Raw genomic sequence first — 18,319 nt, forward strand, 5'->3', positions numbered from 1 at the left:
GGTTCCCGCGCCACCGGCGACGGCCGCATTGACAAATTCGATGTTGGGGTATTCGGCTTTGAAGACTTCGATCATCGCTTCCAGGCCGGCCGCTTCACCACCGCCGGTCCACCAGGAAAAGACTTCGACCATGCTGGCGCTGTCGGCTGGGGACTCGGCTGGCGCTTCGGCTGGCGCTTCGGCGGGGGCAGAGGTGGCGGCGGGCACGGCCGTTGGCGCGGCGGTTGTGCCGCCACAGGCAGCCAACAGCATAGCCAACATAACCAACAATACAACGGGTAAATAATGGGACTTCTTCATATCTGTATTCTCCTCGTTAGTTAGACATGAACCACAATTCGCAACCCTAACACAATTTGCAGGGCTGTTCATGCCACTATAGCGAGAATGTGGCTTTAAGACAACGGCCGTTGTGACATATGTGGGACAAACTTATGCCATTTCTTGGGTAGATTGCACAAGAGGGGTTACGTGTTCCGTAATCCGTGTTCGGTAATCCGCGTTCCGTCTACGGTTTACGCTCCTACACCACACCCAGTTCTTGCAGCGTCGCCAGAATGGCGTCGCGGCTGATGGGTTTGGCGTGGAAGCGGGTCGCGCCGAGGGAATAGGCCAGGTCGGGGTCGTTGAAGACGGAGCAGACAATGATGGGGATGGTGGCGGTCAGCGGCTGGCTGCGCAAAATTTGCAGAATCTCCCAACCGCTGGCGCCGGGCATCATTACGTCTAAAATGATGGCGTCGGGCAAGAGTTCCTGGGCCAGTTTCAGCCCTTCGGGGCCGCTGGTGGAGGTGACGACGCGGCAGGCGTGGCCGGTGAGGTAACGGCCAAGCAGTTCCACCAATCCTTCGTTGTCGTCTACCACCAGGATGAGGGTGTCGTGGCCGGTGAGGGTAATGACGATGGCCTGACGGCCGTTTATCCCCACCTCCTGCCGTATTGTCCAGCCCAGGCGGGCGGCCAACTGCTCGATCACATCATCCACGATGGAGGCGACCCCTGACTGAACTGGCGCGTAGGCCAATGTCAGGAGAACCTGCCCCTGGCGCACAGTCAGGCGCAGGTCGGGCGACCCGGCGCGGGCGACGCTGAGGATGCGGCTGAACAGGCTGACGAATATCTGCTGGGCAACGGCCGTATCCACCGACACCACCACCGCTTCATCCGGCAGCGTAACCGTCAGCGCGAAACCGTGCAGCTCGGCCAGCGGCGCGACCGCCTTCAGCGCTTCTTGCAGCAGGCCGCGCACATCCAACGGCTGCAAATGCGTCTCCAGGCGCGACATTTCCGCGGCCACCGACGACAATTCCCGCGCCGAAGCCAACTCCGGCGCCGCCGCAGGCGTATCCGGGGCGACGGCCGTCCAGGGCGTTTGTTCGGTACGGCGGCTCCACAAGATGGCCGCTACACTCTCTTCGCCGCGGCGCAGCGAGCGGTGCGCCTGCCGCGCCGATAAGCCCAACCGGTTGGCGGCGTCTTGCACCGTAATGCCCTCGATGTAACGCAGCTGCAGCAAATTATATAGGCGCGTATCCGACGCCAACGACGAGGAATGCGGACCAGGGCTGATGGTTTCGATGGCCGTGATCAGTTCGCGGCGCAGGTGGTGGCCGAGGGTCTGGTTGGCCTGTGGCCGCGCCGGGGCAAAGGCGGCCGCCAGCGGCAGCCGCTGCAAAAAGGTGAAATCATACAGGTGTTCCAACGCCTGTTTCACCTGGTCCACAAAGTCTTCAGGCGGAATGATTGGATTAGGCGATATGTCTATCTGATTCATACAGGTTCTTCCACGACCGGCGAGGGTTTTAGGCCCGCCAGCGCCGATTTAAGCAGGTGCAGCGTCTCGGCCGGATGCCAGGGCGCGGCCTGGGCAATTCTGATCTGGTTGCCATACTGGGCCAGCGATTCTTCAATATAGCTGGTGGCAGTGAGCAGGATGACGGGCACGGCCGTTAACTCTGGCCTGTTTTGCATGGTTTCTAAGACGGCAAAACCATCCACCTCCGGCATCATCAGGTCCAAAATTACCAGGTCGGGCGGCGATTGGGCCATCGCCAGCAGCCCGCTGCGCCCTTCATAGGCGATGCGGATAGCAAAACGGCCGTTATGCGCCCCCAAACTGCGCTCCACTAACTGGCAAATGCCGGGGTTGTCATCAATCACCAACACATCGCGCACGGCCGTTCCATTCTCTTCCAACCTGTCTATCTCCATCAGCAACTGCTGAAAGTTTATCGGTTTGGTCAGGCAGGCGCGCGCGCCCAACGCGGTGGCCATCCACGCCTGGCTGGGCAGGGAGCATTCGACGATGGGGATAGTCAGCCCGGCCGTCAGGGCCGGGTCGGGCTGCTGTCCCGGCGGCACGTTCACCAGCACCGCCAGCGGATGTCGTTCGGCCACCAGCGCCGCCAGATTGGCCGGGTCATCTACTGGAAGCACCTCGTAGGCGTCCAGGTGGCGGGCTACCAGGCTGCGCACCTGCGGGTCTGGCTCTACCAACAGCAGGCAGGGATGGATGGATCGGGACTGCGGTTCTGCAGCGCGGGTGCGGTACAAATGGGCGTGTGGTTGCGCCAGGGGGTCCAGAGGCAAGGTAAAGGCAAAGGTGGAGCCGCCGCCGGCGGCGCTTTCGACCCAGATACGGCCGTCGTGGGCTTCCACAAAACGCTGGCATATAGCCAGACCCAACCCCGCGCCGCCGTGACTGCGGCTGAGGGAATAATCTACCTGGTAGAATTCGGTGAAGATGTCGCCTAACTGGTCGGCGGGGATGCCTGGCCCGGTGTCTTGGACGCGCACGAGGATATGGTTGGGTTCGGCGACGGCCGTTAGCGTCACGCTGCCGACGGCGGTGAAGCGATGGGCGTTGTTGAGCAAATTCAGCAAGACCTGGCGAATGCGCGTCTGATCTATGGCGATTGGGGGCAAATCGGGTGGCACAACCACCTGCAAAATCACCGCGTCTGATTTTTCAAACAGGTTGCCGACGATGGCCGCCGCTTCGTGCAGCAGCGCCGCCAGGTCGGTTGGCTCTTTTTTCAGGGTAAAGCCGACCATTTCAAAGCGCGAGAGGTCCAAAATGTCGTCTATCATCTCCAGCAGGTGGCGGCTGTTGCGGTAAATCTGGTACACGTCGCGCATGAGGGGCGGCGGCAGGAGCGGCCCATACACCTCCGGCGACAGGTACATCACCTCGCTAAAGCCCAAAATGATGCTCAGGGGCGTGCGTAATTCGTGGCTGATGTTGGCGGCGAACTGCTCTTTGAGCTGGCGGGCGTGCTGCGCCTCTTTGTGGGCGATCATGAGTTCATACTCGGTGCGTTCGCGGATGTCGTTGACGATGCGCAGCGATTTGACCATGGAGCGCAGTTCGGCTTGTTGATTGCGGGTGGTCGCCAGCAGCGCCTTGCTCTGCTCGTTCATCTGCCAGACCCAATCGAGGCTGGTGTAGAGGATGCGCATCGCCAGCACGGCGATGGCGACGGCCAGGACGAGCAGGCTGAGGAAGGGGGTCAGGTCGTAGGCGCGCAGCCCGGCGCGGGAAAGATAAACGGCCAGTGCGCCAACGGCAACGGCCGTGCCCAATTCCCCATTCCGCACCAACATAGAGGTGGCAAACACCAGCAGCAGCCCGGTGTAAGGAATCCAGGGCATAGGAAACAGCCACATACCGAGCAGGAGAACGGCCGTCATCCCCCCGGCTAAGAGCCGCCGCCCCCAAACCGGATACTCGCCGCGCAGCCACAACACCAACAACCCCACCGCGGACATGCTCAACCAAAACAACACCATATCCACCGGAAAAGGAACTGGCGAGTCATAAAACAGCACCATCAGTTGGGCCACAGCCAACAGCAAAATTGTCAGCCGCAGCGTCAGTTGGCCGCGCAAATCTTCCAGATTCAGGCGCAGGCTTTCCTGCCGCATGTGGGCGGCGGCGTCGTTTTTGGCAATGGGAACAAAATCGTCCATTCTCTGTTTATACCGCAATCAACGGGGATCGCGTAGAGGCAGGGCGTGATCTTTGCCGTTGACGATGATGGGCACGGCCGTTTGTCTCGCTTTTTTGGAGGAGTTAACATGGGCGACGGCGCACCACGATGAATGAAAACCCTGGGAGCGCAGGCGTCTCGCCTGCCGGGGCGGACGGGACGTCCGCGCTCCCATTTTCGAAGGAGACATTGCGCCTAGTGTTGGGCGAGACGGCGTGGAGAAAACGGCCGTCTATTTTCCCCGCGTATCGCCCGCGCCGTCACGGCGTGGGTTACTTATTGCACAACGACGCGCCCCTGGCTACAATGCCTGCCAACCTGCTACCACAATCATCCCGCCTGGGGACGGAGATGACGTGGAGCGAAAACTATAAGAAGGGGAATTGAATCATGAAACGAAGCGCTTCTGTACTGTTCTTGCTGACGTTGGTTGTGCTGCTGTTGGGCTTGGTGGCCTTGCGACCAGGCGTGACTCAGGCGGCCGCCTGGCAAGACAAGGTAGACCCCTGGGTATTGGCAACGGCCGCTGCCCAGCCACAGACTGAATTTCTCGTCTATCTAACCGAACAGGCCGATCTCAGCGGCGCGGCGGCGCTGCGCAGCAAAGAGGCCAAAGGGCAGTATGTGGTGGACCAGTTAACGGCCGTTGCCGCCCAAACCCAACCCGCCCTCATCCAATTTTTAGACGCCGCCGGCGCCGAATACCAACCGTTCTGGATCGCCAACATGCTTTGGGTGCGCGGCGACCAGGCCCTCATCGAAAGCCTGGCCCTGCGCCTGGACGTGGCCCACCTGTACGCCAACCCTACCGTCCACAGCGTAGACCCTACCCCCCTGACCCAACAAGAAATAGAAAGCATCGCCGCCATTGAATGGGGCATCACCCTGGTCAACGCCGACGACGTGTGGGCGGCAGGGTACACCGGGCAAACCATCGTCATTGGTGGGCAAGATACCGGCTACGATTGGGACCACCCCGCCCTCATCGGCAAATATCGCGGTTGGAACGGCTCCGCGGCCAACCACAACTACAACTGGCACGACGCCATCCACGTCGGCGGCAGCAGCTGCGGCGCGGATTCGCCGTTCCCTTGTGACGATAACGGCCACGGCACGCACACCATGGGCACGATGGTCGGCGACGACGGCGGCGCTAACCAGATCGGCATGGCTCCCGGCGCAACCTGGATTGGCTGTCGCAACATGAACGCTGGCGACGGCACACCGGCTACCTACGCCGAATGTTACCAATGGTTCATCGCCCCCACCGACCTGAGCAACCAAAACCCCGACACCAGCAAAGCGCCCCATGTCATCAACAATTCCTGGGGCTGCCCGGTCAGCGAAGGCTGCACCGATCCTAATGTGCTGCTGACGGTGGTCAACAATGTGCGCGCCGCCGGGATTGTGACGGTCCATTCGGCCGGTAACAGCGGCTCCAGTTGCAGCACCATAGATACCCCGGCAGCCATCTACGACAGTTCCTTCACCGTGGGGGCGACCAACAGCAGCGACACCATCGCCAGTTTTAGCAGCCGCGGCCCGGTGTTGGTGGATGGCAGCGGTCGCGCCAAACCAGATATTTCCGCACCCGGCGTTAGCATCCGTTCCAGTCTGCCTGGCACGGGCTACGGCAGCCTCAGCGGCACGAGCATGGCCGGGCCGCACGTGGCCGGTATGGTGGCCCTGCTGCTGTCGGCGCGGCCAGACCTGGCCGGGCAGGTGGATGCGATTGAGGCGGTGATTATGGCAACGGCCGTTCCTCGCACTACCGCCCAAAACTGTGGCAGCATACCTGGCAGCCAGGTCCCCAACAACACCTACGGCTGGGGCCGCATAGATGTTTTGGCAGCCTACAACGCCCTGCAAAGCCAGGATCAGGAACTCTTCCTGCTCAAAGAGGTCTCCCAGGCCGAAGTTTTGCCCGGCGATGTGTTGACCTACACCCTGACCATCACCCAAACCGGCCCGCAGCCAGGCGTCAACAACCTGGTGTTGACCGATACGCTGCCCACCGGCGTGACCTTCATCACCGCCACCCTGCCGTTTAGCCAAACCGGTGAGGTGATTGGCTGGGACCGGGCCAGTCTGACCGGGCAGGATGTCTGGAGCGTAGAACTGGTGGTAGCGGTTCCGCTGACGACGACGCTGACGGCCGTACACAACGAAACCTATGGCGTGGTGGGCGATGGGGTCACGGCCGTTTCTGGTCCCACCGTCAGCACCCTCATCCAGACACCCCCACCGCCGCAGCTTTACCTGAACAAAGAAGTATCGGCGGCCATTGTTGATCCTGGTGACACCCTGACTTATACCCTGACGGTGACGCAGAGCAGCGTCTTTACCGATGTCGCCAACCTGGTCCTCACCGACACATTGCCCGTCGGCGTCACCTTTATCACTGCCACCTTGCCCTTCACCCAGGATGGCGAGACGATTATCTGGGACCGGGCCAGTCTGGCCGCCGGCGATGTTTGGGCGGTAGAACTGGTGGTGGAAGTGCCGCTGCTCACGGAGTATACGGCCGTTCACAACGAGATGTATGGCGTGGTGGGCGATGGGGTAACGGCCGTTTCCGGCCCCACTGTCAGCAGCCTCATCGCCCCCTGGTTCAAGTTGTACGTGCCCGCGGTTTATTTCGAGGTCAGCGAATAGCACAGAGGACAGGCAGACAAGAAGAATGGGAGACAGGGAGACACGGAGATTGCTTCAAGGCTATTCTCCGTGTTTTCCGTGCCTCCGTGGTGCAGCTTGCACAAATGGAGGAGCAGCATGAAACGGGCGGTCAGCGTTAGTTTAGGTAGTTCCGAACGGGACAAAAAGGTAGAAATCGAGCTGTTTGGTGAAAAAGTTATCATTGAACGGCAGGGTACAGACGGTGACGTAGACAAAGCCATCGCTCGCTTTACTGAGTTAGACGGCCAGGTAGACGCTTTTGGCGTGGGCGGCATAGATTTGTGGGTACAAATGGGCGAAAAACGGTACCCCATCCACGACGCGCAAAAGCTGGTGAAAAATGTGCGCCAGACGCCGGTGGTAGATGGCAGCGGCCTGAAAAACACCCTGGAACGCATGGTGGTACAAACGCTCATCGCCGAGTTGGGGCCGCAGTACGCCACCGGCAAGGCCCTCATCACCGTCGGCGTAGACCGCTATGGCATGACATTGGCCTTTTTTGAGAACAACTACCAGGTGGTCTGCGGCGACCTCATGTTTGCCCTGGGCATCGCCATCCCGGTGCGCTCGCTGAAACAGCTTCACCTGCTGGCGAAGTTGTTGATCCCCATCGCCACCCGCCTGCCGCTGAAAATGCTCTACCCCACCGGCGAAAAACAAGACGAGATTGTGCCCAAGTTCACCAAGTATTACGATTGGGCGACCGTGATTGCCGGTGACTGCCACTACATTCGGCGGCATATGCCGGACAATCTGGCCGGTAAGGTGATTGTGACCAACACCACCACGCAAAAAGATATGGACCTGTTCCGGCAGCGGGGCGTGACGCATGTATTGACAACAACGCCGCAGTTAGACGGCCGTTCCTTTGGCACAAATATGATGGAAGCGGCACTCACGGCCGTTGCCAACAAAAATCGCCCCCTCACCCACGCCGAACTTGCCGACATGCTCAAACAATTGGACATGAAACCGGCCGTGCATACGTTGTAAGCAAGACCCCAGGTTTTTTCGACACCCCTGAGGTTTATTTCTGGAGGAATGAAATGGACTGCGTTATCATCGCTGGCGGGCTGGCGGCCCCCGAAGACCCCATGTACGCCCTGACCCAGGGCAAACCCAAAGCGCTGCTGCCTATGGGCGACCGCACCATGCTGGAGCGCGTCGTAGACGCCATGCACAACGCCAAATCGGTAGACGACGTCGCGGTTATTGGCCTGGGCAGCGACATGGGCATGACATTTCAGCGCCCCGTCTACCATCTGCCCGACCACGGCAGCCTGGTGGGCAACATCATTGCCGGACTAACTTGGGCGCGGCAGCGACGGCCCGGCGTAACGGCCGTACTCGGCGCTTCAGCCGATGTGCCCCTGCTCACCGGCCCGATGGTAGATGAGTTGGTGGCGATGTGCCAACCTTTCGACGCCGGTCTGTATTACACCTACGCCACGCGGGAAATTATGGAAAAGCGCTTCCCCCACTCCAACCGCACCTTTGTCAAGCTGAAGGGCATGGAGATTTCCGGCGGCGACATCGGCATCATGAACCCGGCGACCATTGACAACAACGAGGAGTTGTTTGATGCCCTGGCGAATGCCCGCAAACATGCCTGGAAAATTGCCCGCGTGGTGGGCTTTGGCCTGCTGCTGAAATTTTTATTCCGTCGCTTGGGGATAAAAGAGATCGAGGAAGAAGGCCGCCGCGTGCTGGGCGTGCCCATCCGAGCCGTCAGCCTGCCATATGCAGAGATGGCGATGGACGCCGACAAACCGCACCAGGTGGAAATGCTGCGGGCAGAACTAGAAAAGCTGCACCGGTGAACACGAACGAGGAACGCAACCCATGAACTCCAACTACATCGCCATCGAAGGCGTCATTGGCGTGGGCAAAACCACCCTGGCGCGGCTGTTGCAGCCCCGTTTCGACGCTTCCGTCTTGCTGGAAGTGTTTGAGGAAAACCCGTTCCTGGCCGAATTTTACGGCGACCGGGAGCGTTACGCCTTCCAGACGCAAATTTTTTTTCTCCTCAGCCGCTATCACCAACAGCATCAGGCCGTGCCCGAAGCGCTGCGGCGCGGCGCGCTCATCTCTGACTATACCTTTGCCAAAGATGAGCTGTTTGCCTGGTTGAATTTGAAGGACGACGAGCTGGCGATGTACGGCCGTGTTCATGCCGCCCTGGGTGAGAAAATCCCCAAACCCACTCTCATCGTCTATTTGCAGGCCGACCATGACCTGCTGATGCGCCGCATCACCTTGCGTGACCGCCCCTACGAACGCAACATGGACCCCGGCTACATCCGCGAACTAACGGCCGCTTACGAGGCCTGGCTCTCCAACCTGCAAGACATCCCCGTGCTGACCATCAACACCAACGACCTGGACTTTTTGGCCCGCGAGGAGGACCTGGCCTACGTGGAGAGCATCATTCGCGCTGCGCTGGCGCAACAGCCCACGGCTGCCGCCGTCAGCGAAGCGCGCCAGACGGTGCTAAACGGCGGCGGGTTATCCGCCTATCAGCAGTTCCATCGGCAGTTAGACGCCGGTGCGGGTTTGGACCCGGACCTGTTTTTTAATTATGTACTGCTGATGGAAGAAGCGGGGCAAATTGCCGGGGAACTGGTGAAGGTGTGGGGCGAAGGGCAGCGGTTGATGGCCGACGGCCGTTCTGCCGCCGAAGCCTATCAAGACGCCCTGGCCCGCCATCGCGCCGGTCTACGCAGCGAACTGGCTGAACTGCTGGCCTACACCCTCAAACTCGCCAACTACGCCGGCATAGACCTGGAACAGGCGTACCTGGAAAAGATAAAAAACGCGTAACGATACAGCCAGTCGAGAGCTGAACCTGTATAGTTATACGGCCCCAGAGCCTACGGCCGTAGGCCCTGGGGCCACCACCCCCGATTGGACGGATTACAAAAAATAGGGAAAATTATGCGCCACTTTGATGGGCGGGTTTAGGACACGGCTTCGGCGCGGCTTGGCCCCCCAATTGCAGCGGAGATAAACATTGCAGAAAACAAAATGGCATCCTTATGAACTGATTTACCAGGGGTATCACACCGTCAGCGGCACATTGCGCGTCACACAAGGCGTTTTGAGTCCGCGGCTGCACAATCGGCGCGACATCTTTGTCTATTTACCGCCCTCCTATGCCTACAGCCAACGGCATTACCCCGTCCTCTACATGCACGACGGCCAAAACCTATTCGATAACGCCCGCAGCTTTGCCGGTGAATGGCGCGTGGATGAGACGATGGAACGCATGGGCCACGAGCGTCACCTGGAAGCCATCGTCGTGGGCATTCCCAACATGGGCCACCAACGCATGGATGAATACAGCCCCTTCTACCACCCCGGTTTCGGCGGCGGCAAAGGCGATGAGTACCTGGGGTTTATTGTCCACACCCTCAAGCCGCTCATTGACCAGGATTTCCGCACCCTGCCGGGCAAGCCGTACACCGGCATCATGGGGTCTTCGATGGGAGGGTTGATCAGCCTCTATGCTTTTTTCCACCATGCCGACGTGTTTGGTTTTGCCGGGGTGATGAGTCCGTCCTTGTGGTTTGCTAATTATGCTATGTTGGAGTATGTGGAAACGGCCGTATTCAACCCCGGCCGCTTATATATGGATGCCGGCACACGCGAATATGGCGACGCCAACATGGAAACGACAAAACCCCGCGCCGATTCCCGCCACTATTATGCCAGCGTGCGCCGCCTCAAGCGCATTCTGGTGAGCAAAGGCTACCGGCCGCAGCGTGACCTGCTGCACGTCGAAGAAAAGTGGGCCGCCCACAACGAAGCCGCCTGGGAACGACGCCTGCCCGTAGCCATCGAATTTTTCCTGCGTGGCAACGGCGTTTCATCGCCCACCAACGAGTCCTAGTACAGCCGGGCGTAAGTCTTTAGCATATTTACCCTCTCCCCAACCCTCTCCCTGTGGGAGAGGGAGCGGATTTCCCCTCCCAGTGGGAGGGGATTAAGGGGAGGGAATTTAGATGAACTTTGCGCCCTTTGCTTAACTGCCAGAACCATTTGGACAATCGTTCGTATCTATACAGCAGGAACGCAGCGGCCCCGCAGCGCTACACAGACAATGCCGACCCGGCAAACGTAGTAGGGCGGTTTTCACCAAAGCGAAGTATGATATGCAAACATTTTGGCAAAAATTTGACCGCTTGTTTCTTCTGCCGTCTTCTCCTATCGGGCGCAGTTCGGCTAAGCCATTGGCAGCTAACTCCTTCTTCCGCCGCTTCGGCTTTCTTATTATTCTCCTGGCCCTGTTGGCAGGGGTTTTGCTCTGGCAAATACGCGAATCGGTGTGGACCTTACTCTCATTGGTCGGCGACCAGGAAGCCGTCAGCGCTTATTTGCGCAGCTACGGCGCTTGGGGGCCGCTGATCCTGGCTGTGGCCCAACTGGTGCAGGTATTTGTGGTTGTCATTCCCGGCCACGTATTCCTGATAGCTGCCGGTTATGTCTACGGTTTTGTGCCGGGTCTCGTTTTGAACCTGGTATACATTGTGGTGGCCAGCCAGTTGGCGTTTGCTCTGGCGCGATGGGCGGGACGGCCGTTAGTTGAACACCTGGTAGATAAAAAAACTCTGGACCGCTGGTATCGCGTCGGCGAAAAACAAGGATTCCTCTTCTTCACAATTGCCTTTGTGATGCCCGTCTTCCCCACCGACGCCATGAACTTTGTGGGCGGTCTATCCGGTATTTCTGGGATGAAATTCCTGGCTGCCAACATATTGGGGCGGCTGCCCAGCGCCATTATGTTGACGATGATTGGCGCTTATGGCCTGGAATTTGGTCCCAAGACCTGGTTCACTATTGGCGGCCTGGCGGTGGTAGTGCTGATCATCGGCCGCATCATTGTGGCGCGCATCGAAGCGCGGCACATGTGATTGGTGATTGGTGATTTTCGACCCTGTTTATGGCAGCACGGCCGGTAAAATATAGTTGATGTCTTCCGGTGGCGGCACGGGTGTCAGGTAATACACGTCCACATAGCCAGACCAGGCCGCAAAATTGTCTTCATCCCAGCCCAGGTCAATCCACCGGCCGCGCACCCCGCCGCCGGTATCTCCGGCCACGGCCACGCCATATCCCGGCACAAACACCTGCGAGCGAAACGGCACAATGTTGCGGTCAATGGCGACCACGCCTTTACCGGCCGGCAGACCGCTGGCCGTAAGGCCATAACTTGGATCGTCTGGTTCTTTGCCGGAACTGGCGGCCGTGTAGGAGGTGACGCGCATTCGCACAACCCGCCAATATTCACGCGGTCCCTGCTCTGTTTGCACCACCCCCAGGCTGATTTTTGTGCCATACCCCACCACTTCATTGACCGGTTCATGAACCACCCATTGGCTGTCAACTTCCCGGCTCACTTCGACGCCGTTTTCGTAACGGACGCGGGCGCGGTTTTGCGCCAACCCCGGCACACCAGGGCTGACGACGGTTTGCGTGTCCAGCGGCAGATCGGCTCTGGCCTGCCAGATGGTGGTATAGGGAATAGGCTGCTCTTCGACGCGAAAATCTTCGGTGACGCGAATGACCTGGATGACGCCATTGGGCTGCACGGCCGTTTCCGGTCCCGGCTTTGTATAATCCATCCCCACCAGCGTGACGCCGGCAGCGGCGATGATGTCCAGCGCATTGGTGTGGCGCGCGCGTGTCTGAATCAGGCTGCCATCGGCCTGAATGGTCACGGGGAAAGAAGTGTGTACCTGGATGGTCATGCCCGGCGTCACCGGGCTGTTGGGCGGCGGTTCTACGGTGTCGGCGGCGTAAAGGGTGATGCCCGCTTCAGCCAGGGCTGCGCCAACGGTTGGCGCGGTTGTGTGCAAGGTCTGGTGGCTGCTGCCGTTGCGGATGGTGATGGTGTGCCCGGCGGTACGGCCGCTGCCCCATCTGGCCGGTATTGTAGCCAGACCAGGGGAATTGCCCGTCCCGCGCCCTAGTGTTTCCTCTCCCGGCGCTGCGACGCAGCCAGACATCAGCAGGAACAGACCCAGAACGGCCGTAAAGCCCCACATCAACCAGGTGTACCGTAGTTGGAAAAAACGACTCGTCATACAAAAAAGAGATTGGAGATTAAGCAATAATCTCCAATCTCCAAAGTCAGGATGTGCGCGTAAAACCGATGACTACCAGGTTTTCCTGGGCACCCGAAAGGTTCGCCTTAGTGCTGCTTCCTTCCAGACCTGACACGGTTCGACGGCTTTCGCCGCCAGGGACCCAGTCGTCACCGGTCTTACGGGCACATCCAACCCGATTGCCGCCTGATCCTAACAAAAACGACCTGATTGGTCAATGCGCTGTGCGGAAGAGTCAGTTCCACACCCCCAACACTTCTGGGCCGCGATCAAGCTCCCAGGGGTAAATAATATAGGCGTCGGTGACGGCCGCGTAGTAAGTGGGCGTCAGGCCAGGATAGAGGGAGGTGGTAGGCTTGTAGTGTAAGACACAGGTGTCGGGGATGCCCCCGGCGGCGTCTATGCGGTTGGCGACGGTAGTGATATTGCGCCCTTTGGTCCAGACATCGTCTACCACCAGGATGCGCCGTCCTTCTAGCAGTTCGCTGTCGGGAAACTGGATAAATTCGGGGATGGCGTATTTGCTTTGTATGTGCGATTGCAGGCCGGGGAAATCGGCCGGGAAGCGCACGGAGGCGGTTAGAATGTAGGTGATGTTCAGCGCCTCGGCCAACATGCCGCCGGGGATAATGCCGCCGCGAGTCACAATCATCATCGAATCGTAACGGCCGTGTATCTGCGGCGCTAAATAATCAATCAGTTTGTCTATGTCAGACCAGGTTAATACTTCACGACGCATGAAGAAGCTCCTCTACCTTCCTTCCAGAAGAAATCAAGACAATCGTACTGCCAATTTCGTGTCCGCAATCCTACACGTTCCCAAAGAGGGTGTCAACTGCAACGTGTTCAGTGTTTGGACTGAACACTGAACACTGGTTACTGATTACTGGCTACTTCCTCCTAACCGGAAACCGCGTCAACACTGTCGCCGCGTCGGGTATGGGCAGGCGCGCGCCCAGGCCCACTTCCGGCACGCGGATGGGGCGCTGGCCGCCGCCAAGTTGATAGATGTAGACGGCCGTTCCCACCTCGCTCATCATCACCGGCAGCACCGCCTGACCCAGCAAGTAGCCCTCGCCGTCAATGGCGCAGCTTGTCACCCGGCCAATCACCTTGCCGCGCCGGTCCAACACCGGGTCGCCGCTTTCCGGGCGGCGCACACCCTTCTCATTCATGCGGAAGCGGGTAATCACCCGGTCCCGTTTCGCCTCGTAGGCAATAAAAGCGCTGCGGCCGACAAAAAATGGCTTCCACAACTTCACGTAGCTGCCAAATCCGGCATCGGCCGGGTTCAGGCCCAGGTCGCCGGCCAGTTCGTGGCCGTAGAGCGGCAGCCCGGCCTCGGTGCGCGTGCTGTCGCGCGCCGCCAATCCACACGGTCTGATGCCAAATGGCTCACCGGCGGCGATGAGTTTCTGCCACAATTCGGGCGATTTGTCGGGATGGACAAAAATCTCGTAGGCGATACGCTCGCCGGTGTAGCCGGTGCGTGAGACCACCACATCCAGCCCGGCCAGTTGGCCGCTGGTGACGCCGGCCCAGGGCAGCGCCTTCAGCCGCCGGGCGAAAGCCGGGTCGTCAATGAGCGTCAGCAAAATATCACGCGATTGGGGGCCTTGCAGCGGCACATCCACGCGGCAGTCGGCTCCGTGCGCCGGGTCGCGCAGGTCGCGCAGGGTGATGGGATGTTGGATGCGAGCAAACGGCCGTGTCTCGTCAATGCACACCCGCCCCTCATTCACCGCGTTCAGCCACGCCCAATCCTTGTCGTTGTTGGAAGCGTTCACCACAATCATGAAACGTTCGGCGGCCACGCGGTAAATCATCAGATCGTCTACCACCGAGCCATCGGGCAGCAGGAAATAGGTGTAATGCGATTGGCCCACCGCCAGGGAGCTGGCGTCGTTGGTGGTGACGGCGTTCAGAAACTCCACCACCTGCGGCCCACTGGCGTCCAACACACCCATGTGGGTGGCGTCGAACAGCCCGGCCGCCTCGCGCACCGCCTGATGTTCCTCGCTGACCGAACTGTACCAGACCGGCATCTCATAGCCGCCAAACGGGATCATGCGCCCGCCCATCGCCACGTGGGTGTCATAGAGGTTGGTGCGTTTCATCGGCGGGTCGGCCGGTTCTTCCCAGGTGAAGGCGGGCAGCGCATCGCCGTCCGTGTGGTTTTCGCAGCCGATGAAATAGGGTTTGCTGGCAGCAACGGCCGTTGGGTCCGTTTGACCGCTGACCGCCTGGGCCAGTTCCATGATGCCGCCCATAATGGCCGACGCCCCTTTTTCCAACAGGTTTTCTGGTTCCAGCGTGCGGATGGCTACCGGACCGGGCAGTTTGGCGTACACATCCTGGAACAACACGTAACCATCAGACAAGGCAGAAAGCCAGACGGCCGTATCCTGCGCCTCTTGCTTGTTGGCAAAAATCAGGTGGTACAAATCCGCCCCATGCCGATACAACACCCCTTCCGCCGACAGGCCCGGCGCATACACATGCGTCACCTGCGATTCATTATCTTGCAGCGCCAATACGTCGCTGGAAAGGGCGTTATTCAGCAGCTCGCGCGCCGCCGCGCCGCGCACTTCCACCAGACGGCTGTTGGCCGCCGGTTTCACCGTGCCGCGAAGCTGACGCACAATCTCACGCGCCCGCTGCAAGGCGGCATAATCCACCTTCGCCCGCGCCTTCTCTTTGCCGCCCAACGCCAGATAGGTGAACGGCGTGCAGCCATTTAGCGTCGTGGTGATGGCTTCAGCCAGCAAATCCACCTCCGCGTCACCAAAACCTAGCTGGCTGATCCACACCGTACCCAGCCGCAGGCCGGTGGGATTCAGCGCCCCTTTGTCACCGGGGATGGTGTTGCGGTTGACGACAATCCCGGCCACGTCCAAAATCCGCGCCGCCATGTCACCGGAGAGATGCTCGCCGTTGGCCTGCACGCTCTTGGTGTCTACCAGCAGCAAATGGTTTTCCGATTGGCCGCCCACCAGCCGCAGGCCGTGTTCCTGCAATTTGGCCCCCAACCGCTGCGCGTTGTGGACGATGCGTTCCTGAAGTTCGTGGAATTGATCTGTTTTTGCCAGTTTCAGGGCCACGGCCAGGGCGGCCATTGTGTTCAGGTGTGGGCCGCCCTGCTCGCCGGGGAAGACGGCGCGGTCCAGCTTGCGCGCCAGGTCAACTTTGTGGGTCATCACCATCGCGCCGCGCGGCCCGCACAGGCTCTTGTGGGTCGTCGTCGTCACCACGTCGGCGATGCCGATGGGGCTGGGATGCACTCCGGCAGCCACCAGCCCGGAGATGTGGGCGATGTCGGCCATGAAGATGGCCCCGCACTGGTCGGCGATGGCCCGGAAGCGCTGCCAATCCACAATTTTGGGGTAGGCGGAATAGCCGGCGACGATGATGTGCGGCCGGCTCTCCAGCGCCAGCTTTTCGATGGCCTCGTAGTCCAGCACTTCGCTGTGTGGGTCCACGAAGTAGGGCACGCTGTTATAGATTTTGCCGGAGCGATTGACGCGGGCGCCGTGCGACAAATGGCCGCCGTCGTTCAAATTCAGCCCCATGATGGTGTCGCCAGGCTGTAACAAGGCGGTGTAGACGGCGCTGTTGGCTGGCGCGCCGCTGAGCGGCTGCACATTGACGTAAAGCTGGTCGGCGGTAATCCCGTTGGCGGCAAAGAGTTCGGCGGCACGGCGGCGGGTAAGCGCTTCCAGCATGTCGGCGTATTCGACGCCTTTGTAATAGCGGGGGTCGCTGTAGCGGCGGTAATGGGCCAGTTCCAGGTCCAGGTCCATGATGTCCGCCTGGCTTTGGCGGCGGCTCTCTTCACGCGGGTAACCTTCGGCGTAAATGTTGCCAAAATTGCTGCGCATGGCCTCGCGCACAGCCTCCGGCGAAGCGCTTTCGGAGGCGATGAGGATGATGGTGTTGTCCTGGCGTTCATCCTCGCGTTGTAACAACTGCGACAAATCGGGGTCTAAATCGGCCACCGAACCGTGAAAAAGATAGTTCTTAGACATGATGTTCTCCTGGGAATGCGGTTTCTTGGGTGGGAAACGAGGATAGCCCAAACACGGCCGTCGGGCGTGGTCAGGCGGCTTCTAATTCCCTATATTTTGCTGTATTGCTTTGTAAAGGAAGTGGGAAAACTCAACCTCTCGTCGCCTGAATTGTAACAGGAAATGGACAATTGTGGCACTGTTTGACGCCCATGTGTGTATAATCGGCGCACGATGTTGAACGCAAGGGTGACGATTGTTGGCCTGGGGTTGATGGGGGGATCGCTGGCGTTGGCGCTGCGATTGGCGCAGCGATTGGCGACGGAGCCGACCGCCACCCATCTAACGGTAGTGGACGCCAATCCGGCGACGCGGCAGGCGGCGGCGCGGCTGGCGGATGTGGTAACGGCCGATTTTGCCGCCGGTGTAGGCGACGCCGATTTGGTGATTCTGGCGACGCCGGTGCGCAGCATCATCGGGCTGCTGGCAGAGTTGGCGCGGCTGCGGCCAGAGGGCTGCATGGTGCTGGACCTGGGCAGCACGAAGGGCGATATTTGCCGGGCGATGGCGGCGCTGCCACTGGGCTTTCAGGCGATTGGCGGGCATCCGATGTGTGGTAAGGAGACGGCCGGGTTTAGCGCGGCGACACCGGATTTGTACCGGGACAAGACGTTTGTTTTGTGCCAGAATGAGCGGACGACGACGGCCGTTGAAGGGTTGGTCTTGGAGCTGTTGGCAATTGTGGGGGCACGGCCGTTATTCCTGCCGCCCGATGTGCATGATACGATTGTCGCCGGGGTGAGCCATCTGCCTTACGTGGTGGCCGCGGCGCTGATGCGCACGGCCGCTGCCCTGCGCGACGATCGGGCCTGGGCAGTCAGCGCCTCCGGCTTCCGCGACACATCGCGGGTGGCGGGCACGGACCCCAGGATGATGTTGGATATTTTGTTGACGAATAGGACGGCCGTTTTAGCCCAATTGCAGGGGTATCAGGACGAATTAAACCGGGTCGTCACCCTGCTGCAAACTGGCGATGAAGCGGCCCTGACCGCCTGGCTGACCGAAACACAACGCCAATACCGGGAATATCGAACGATGAACGAGGAGGGAAGATGAACGCCTCCATTCCTCGTTCCTTGTTATCAGGAGGATGTGATGTACATGCTGATGATGGTGCTGGACGACAGCACCCGGTTGAATGAGGTGCTGCAAGCGTGGACCAACGCCGGGGTCAAGGGGGTGACAATCATCGAAAGCACCGGCCTGAACCGCATTTTGCCGCGTGAAACGCCGCAAAAGATGTACGCCGGTTTTAGCCAGCTTTTTGGCAGCGGCCGGGTGGGGCACAATACCTTGTTTGCCGTCATTGAGGATGTGGCCCAGGCGGAAACGGCCGTTGCCGCCACCGAAACCGTCCTCGGCGACCTGCGCCAACCGCACACCGGCATCGTCTTTATGGTCCCGGTGATAAAAACCTGGGGTCTACCTGATCCGTATGCTGGAGAGCAGTAGTCAATTGACAATTGACAATTGACAATTGACAATT

The 18,319-nt window shown here is 59.8% G+C and carries 13 protein-coding genes and 1 other RNA gene; 8 read left to right on the forward strand and 6 right to left on the reverse strand.

All coding sequences use genetic code 11. The features are described 5' to 3' along the window. Positions 1-523: 523 nt before the first annotated feature. Both IPM39_02625 and IPM39_02630 read right to left on the reverse strand, forming a co-directional pair. The gene (locus IPM39_02625) at positions 524-1,774 is read right to left on the reverse strand and encodes a response regulator (GenBank protein MBK8984968.1); all 1,251 of its coding nucleotides are present in this window, start codon (positions 1,772-1,774) and stop codon (positions 524-526) included. Next, positions 1,771-3,969, reverse strand: coding sequence for a response regulator (locus IPM39_02630; GenBank protein MBK8984969.1), 2,199 nt, complete (start codon positions 3,967-3,969; stop codon positions 1,771-1,773). The genes IPM39_02625 and IPM39_02630 overlap by 4 nt, the downstream gene beginning before the upstream one ends. Positions 3,970-4,379: 410 nt before the next feature. Here IPM39_02630 and IPM39_02635 point away from each other — a divergent pair, with 410 nt between their 5' ends. The 6 genes from IPM39_02635 to IPM39_02660 all read left to right on the forward strand — a co-directional run bounded on the left by IPM39_02635 (position 4,380) and on the right by IPM39_02660 (position 11,575). Beyond that, complete coding sequence (locus IPM39_02635) at positions 4,380-6,644, forward strand: S8 family serine peptidase (protein MBK8984970.1); 2,265 nt, start codon at positions 4,380-4,382, stop codon at positions 6,642-6,644. A gap of 117 nt (positions 6,645-6,761) precedes the next feature. Further along, on the forward strand, positions 6,762-7,658 hold the full coding sequence (locus IPM39_02640) for a quinate 5-dehydrogenase (protein MBK8984971.1): 897 nt from the start codon (positions 6,762-6,764) through the stop codon (positions 7,656-7,658). Positions 7,659-7,711: 53 nt separating this feature from the next. Further along, positions 7,712-8,485 carry a nucleotidyltransferase family protein gene (locus IPM39_02645; GenBank protein MBK8984972.1) on the forward strand — a complete coding sequence of 258 codons (774 nt, stop codon included), beginning with the start codon at positions 7,712-7,714 and terminating at the stop codon, positions 8,483-8,485. Between the two features lie 22 nt (positions 8,486-8,507). Continuing rightward, positions 8,508-9,485, forward strand: a complete 978-nt coding sequence (locus IPM39_02650) for a deoxynucleoside kinase (GenBank protein ID MBK8984973.1) — start codon at positions 8,508-8,510, stop codon at positions 9,483-9,485. Between the two features lie 190 nt (positions 9,486-9,675). Next, complete coding sequence (locus IPM39_02655; protein MBK8984974.1) at positions 9,676-10,554, forward strand: alpha/beta hydrolase; 879 nt, start codon at positions 9,676-9,678, stop codon at positions 10,552-10,554. A gap of 262 nt (positions 10,555-10,816) precedes the next feature. Continuing rightward, entirely contained in the window at positions 10,817-11,575 is a 759-nt protein-coding gene (locus IPM39_02660) for a TVP38/TMEM64 family protein (protein ID MBK8984975.1), read from the forward strand. Positions 11,576-11,602: 27 nt separating this feature from the next. Here IPM39_02660 and IPM39_02665 read toward each other — a convergent pair whose 3' ends face one another. The 4 genes from IPM39_02665 to gcvT form a co-directional block, all read right to left on the reverse strand. Next, positions 11,603-12,748, reverse strand: coding sequence for a G5 domain-containing protein (locus IPM39_02665; protein ID MBK8984976.1), 1,146 nt, complete (start codon positions 12,746-12,748; stop codon positions 11,603-11,605). A 70-nt stretch (positions 12,749-12,818) separates the two neighbouring features. After that, positions 12,819-12,917, reverse strand: an RNA gene (ffs, locus tag IPM39_02670) — signal recognition particle sRNA small type. 87 nt (positions 12,918-13,004) lie between these two features. Then, positions 13,005-13,508: a phosphoribosyltransferase gene (locus tag IPM39_02675; GenBank protein MBK8984977.1), complete on the reverse strand. Its 504-nt coding sequence runs from the start codon at positions 13,506-13,508 to the stop codon at positions 13,005-13,007. Between the two features lie 151 nt (positions 13,509-13,659). Beyond that, positions 13,660-16,794, reverse strand: coding sequence for a glycine cleavage system aminomethyltransferase GcvT (gcvT, locus tag IPM39_02680; GenBank protein ID MBK8984978.1), 3,135 nt, complete (start codon positions 16,792-16,794; stop codon positions 13,660-13,662). Positions 16,795-17,007: 213 nt separating this feature from the next. Between gcvT and IPM39_02685 the strand changes: the two genes are divergently transcribed. Both IPM39_02685 and IPM39_02690 read left to right on the forward strand, forming a co-directional pair. After that, positions 17,008-17,889 carry a prephenate dehydrogenase gene (locus IPM39_02685; GenBank protein MBK8984979.1) on the forward strand — a complete coding sequence of 294 codons (882 nt, stop codon included), beginning with the start codon at positions 17,008-17,010 and terminating at the stop codon, positions 17,887-17,889. Between the two features lie 39 nt (positions 17,890-17,928). Then, positions 17,929-18,285, forward strand: coding sequence for a hypothetical protein (locus tag IPM39_02690; protein ID MBK8984980.1), 357 nt, complete (start codon positions 17,929-17,931; stop codon positions 18,283-18,285). Positions 18,286-18,319 lie beyond the last annotated feature (34 nt).

It is taken from the genome of Candidatus Leptovillus gracilis (assembly GCA_016716065.1).
Taxonomy (GTDB): domain Bacteria; phylum Chloroflexota; class Anaerolineae; order Promineifilales; family Promineifilaceae; genus Leptovillus; species Leptovillus gracilis.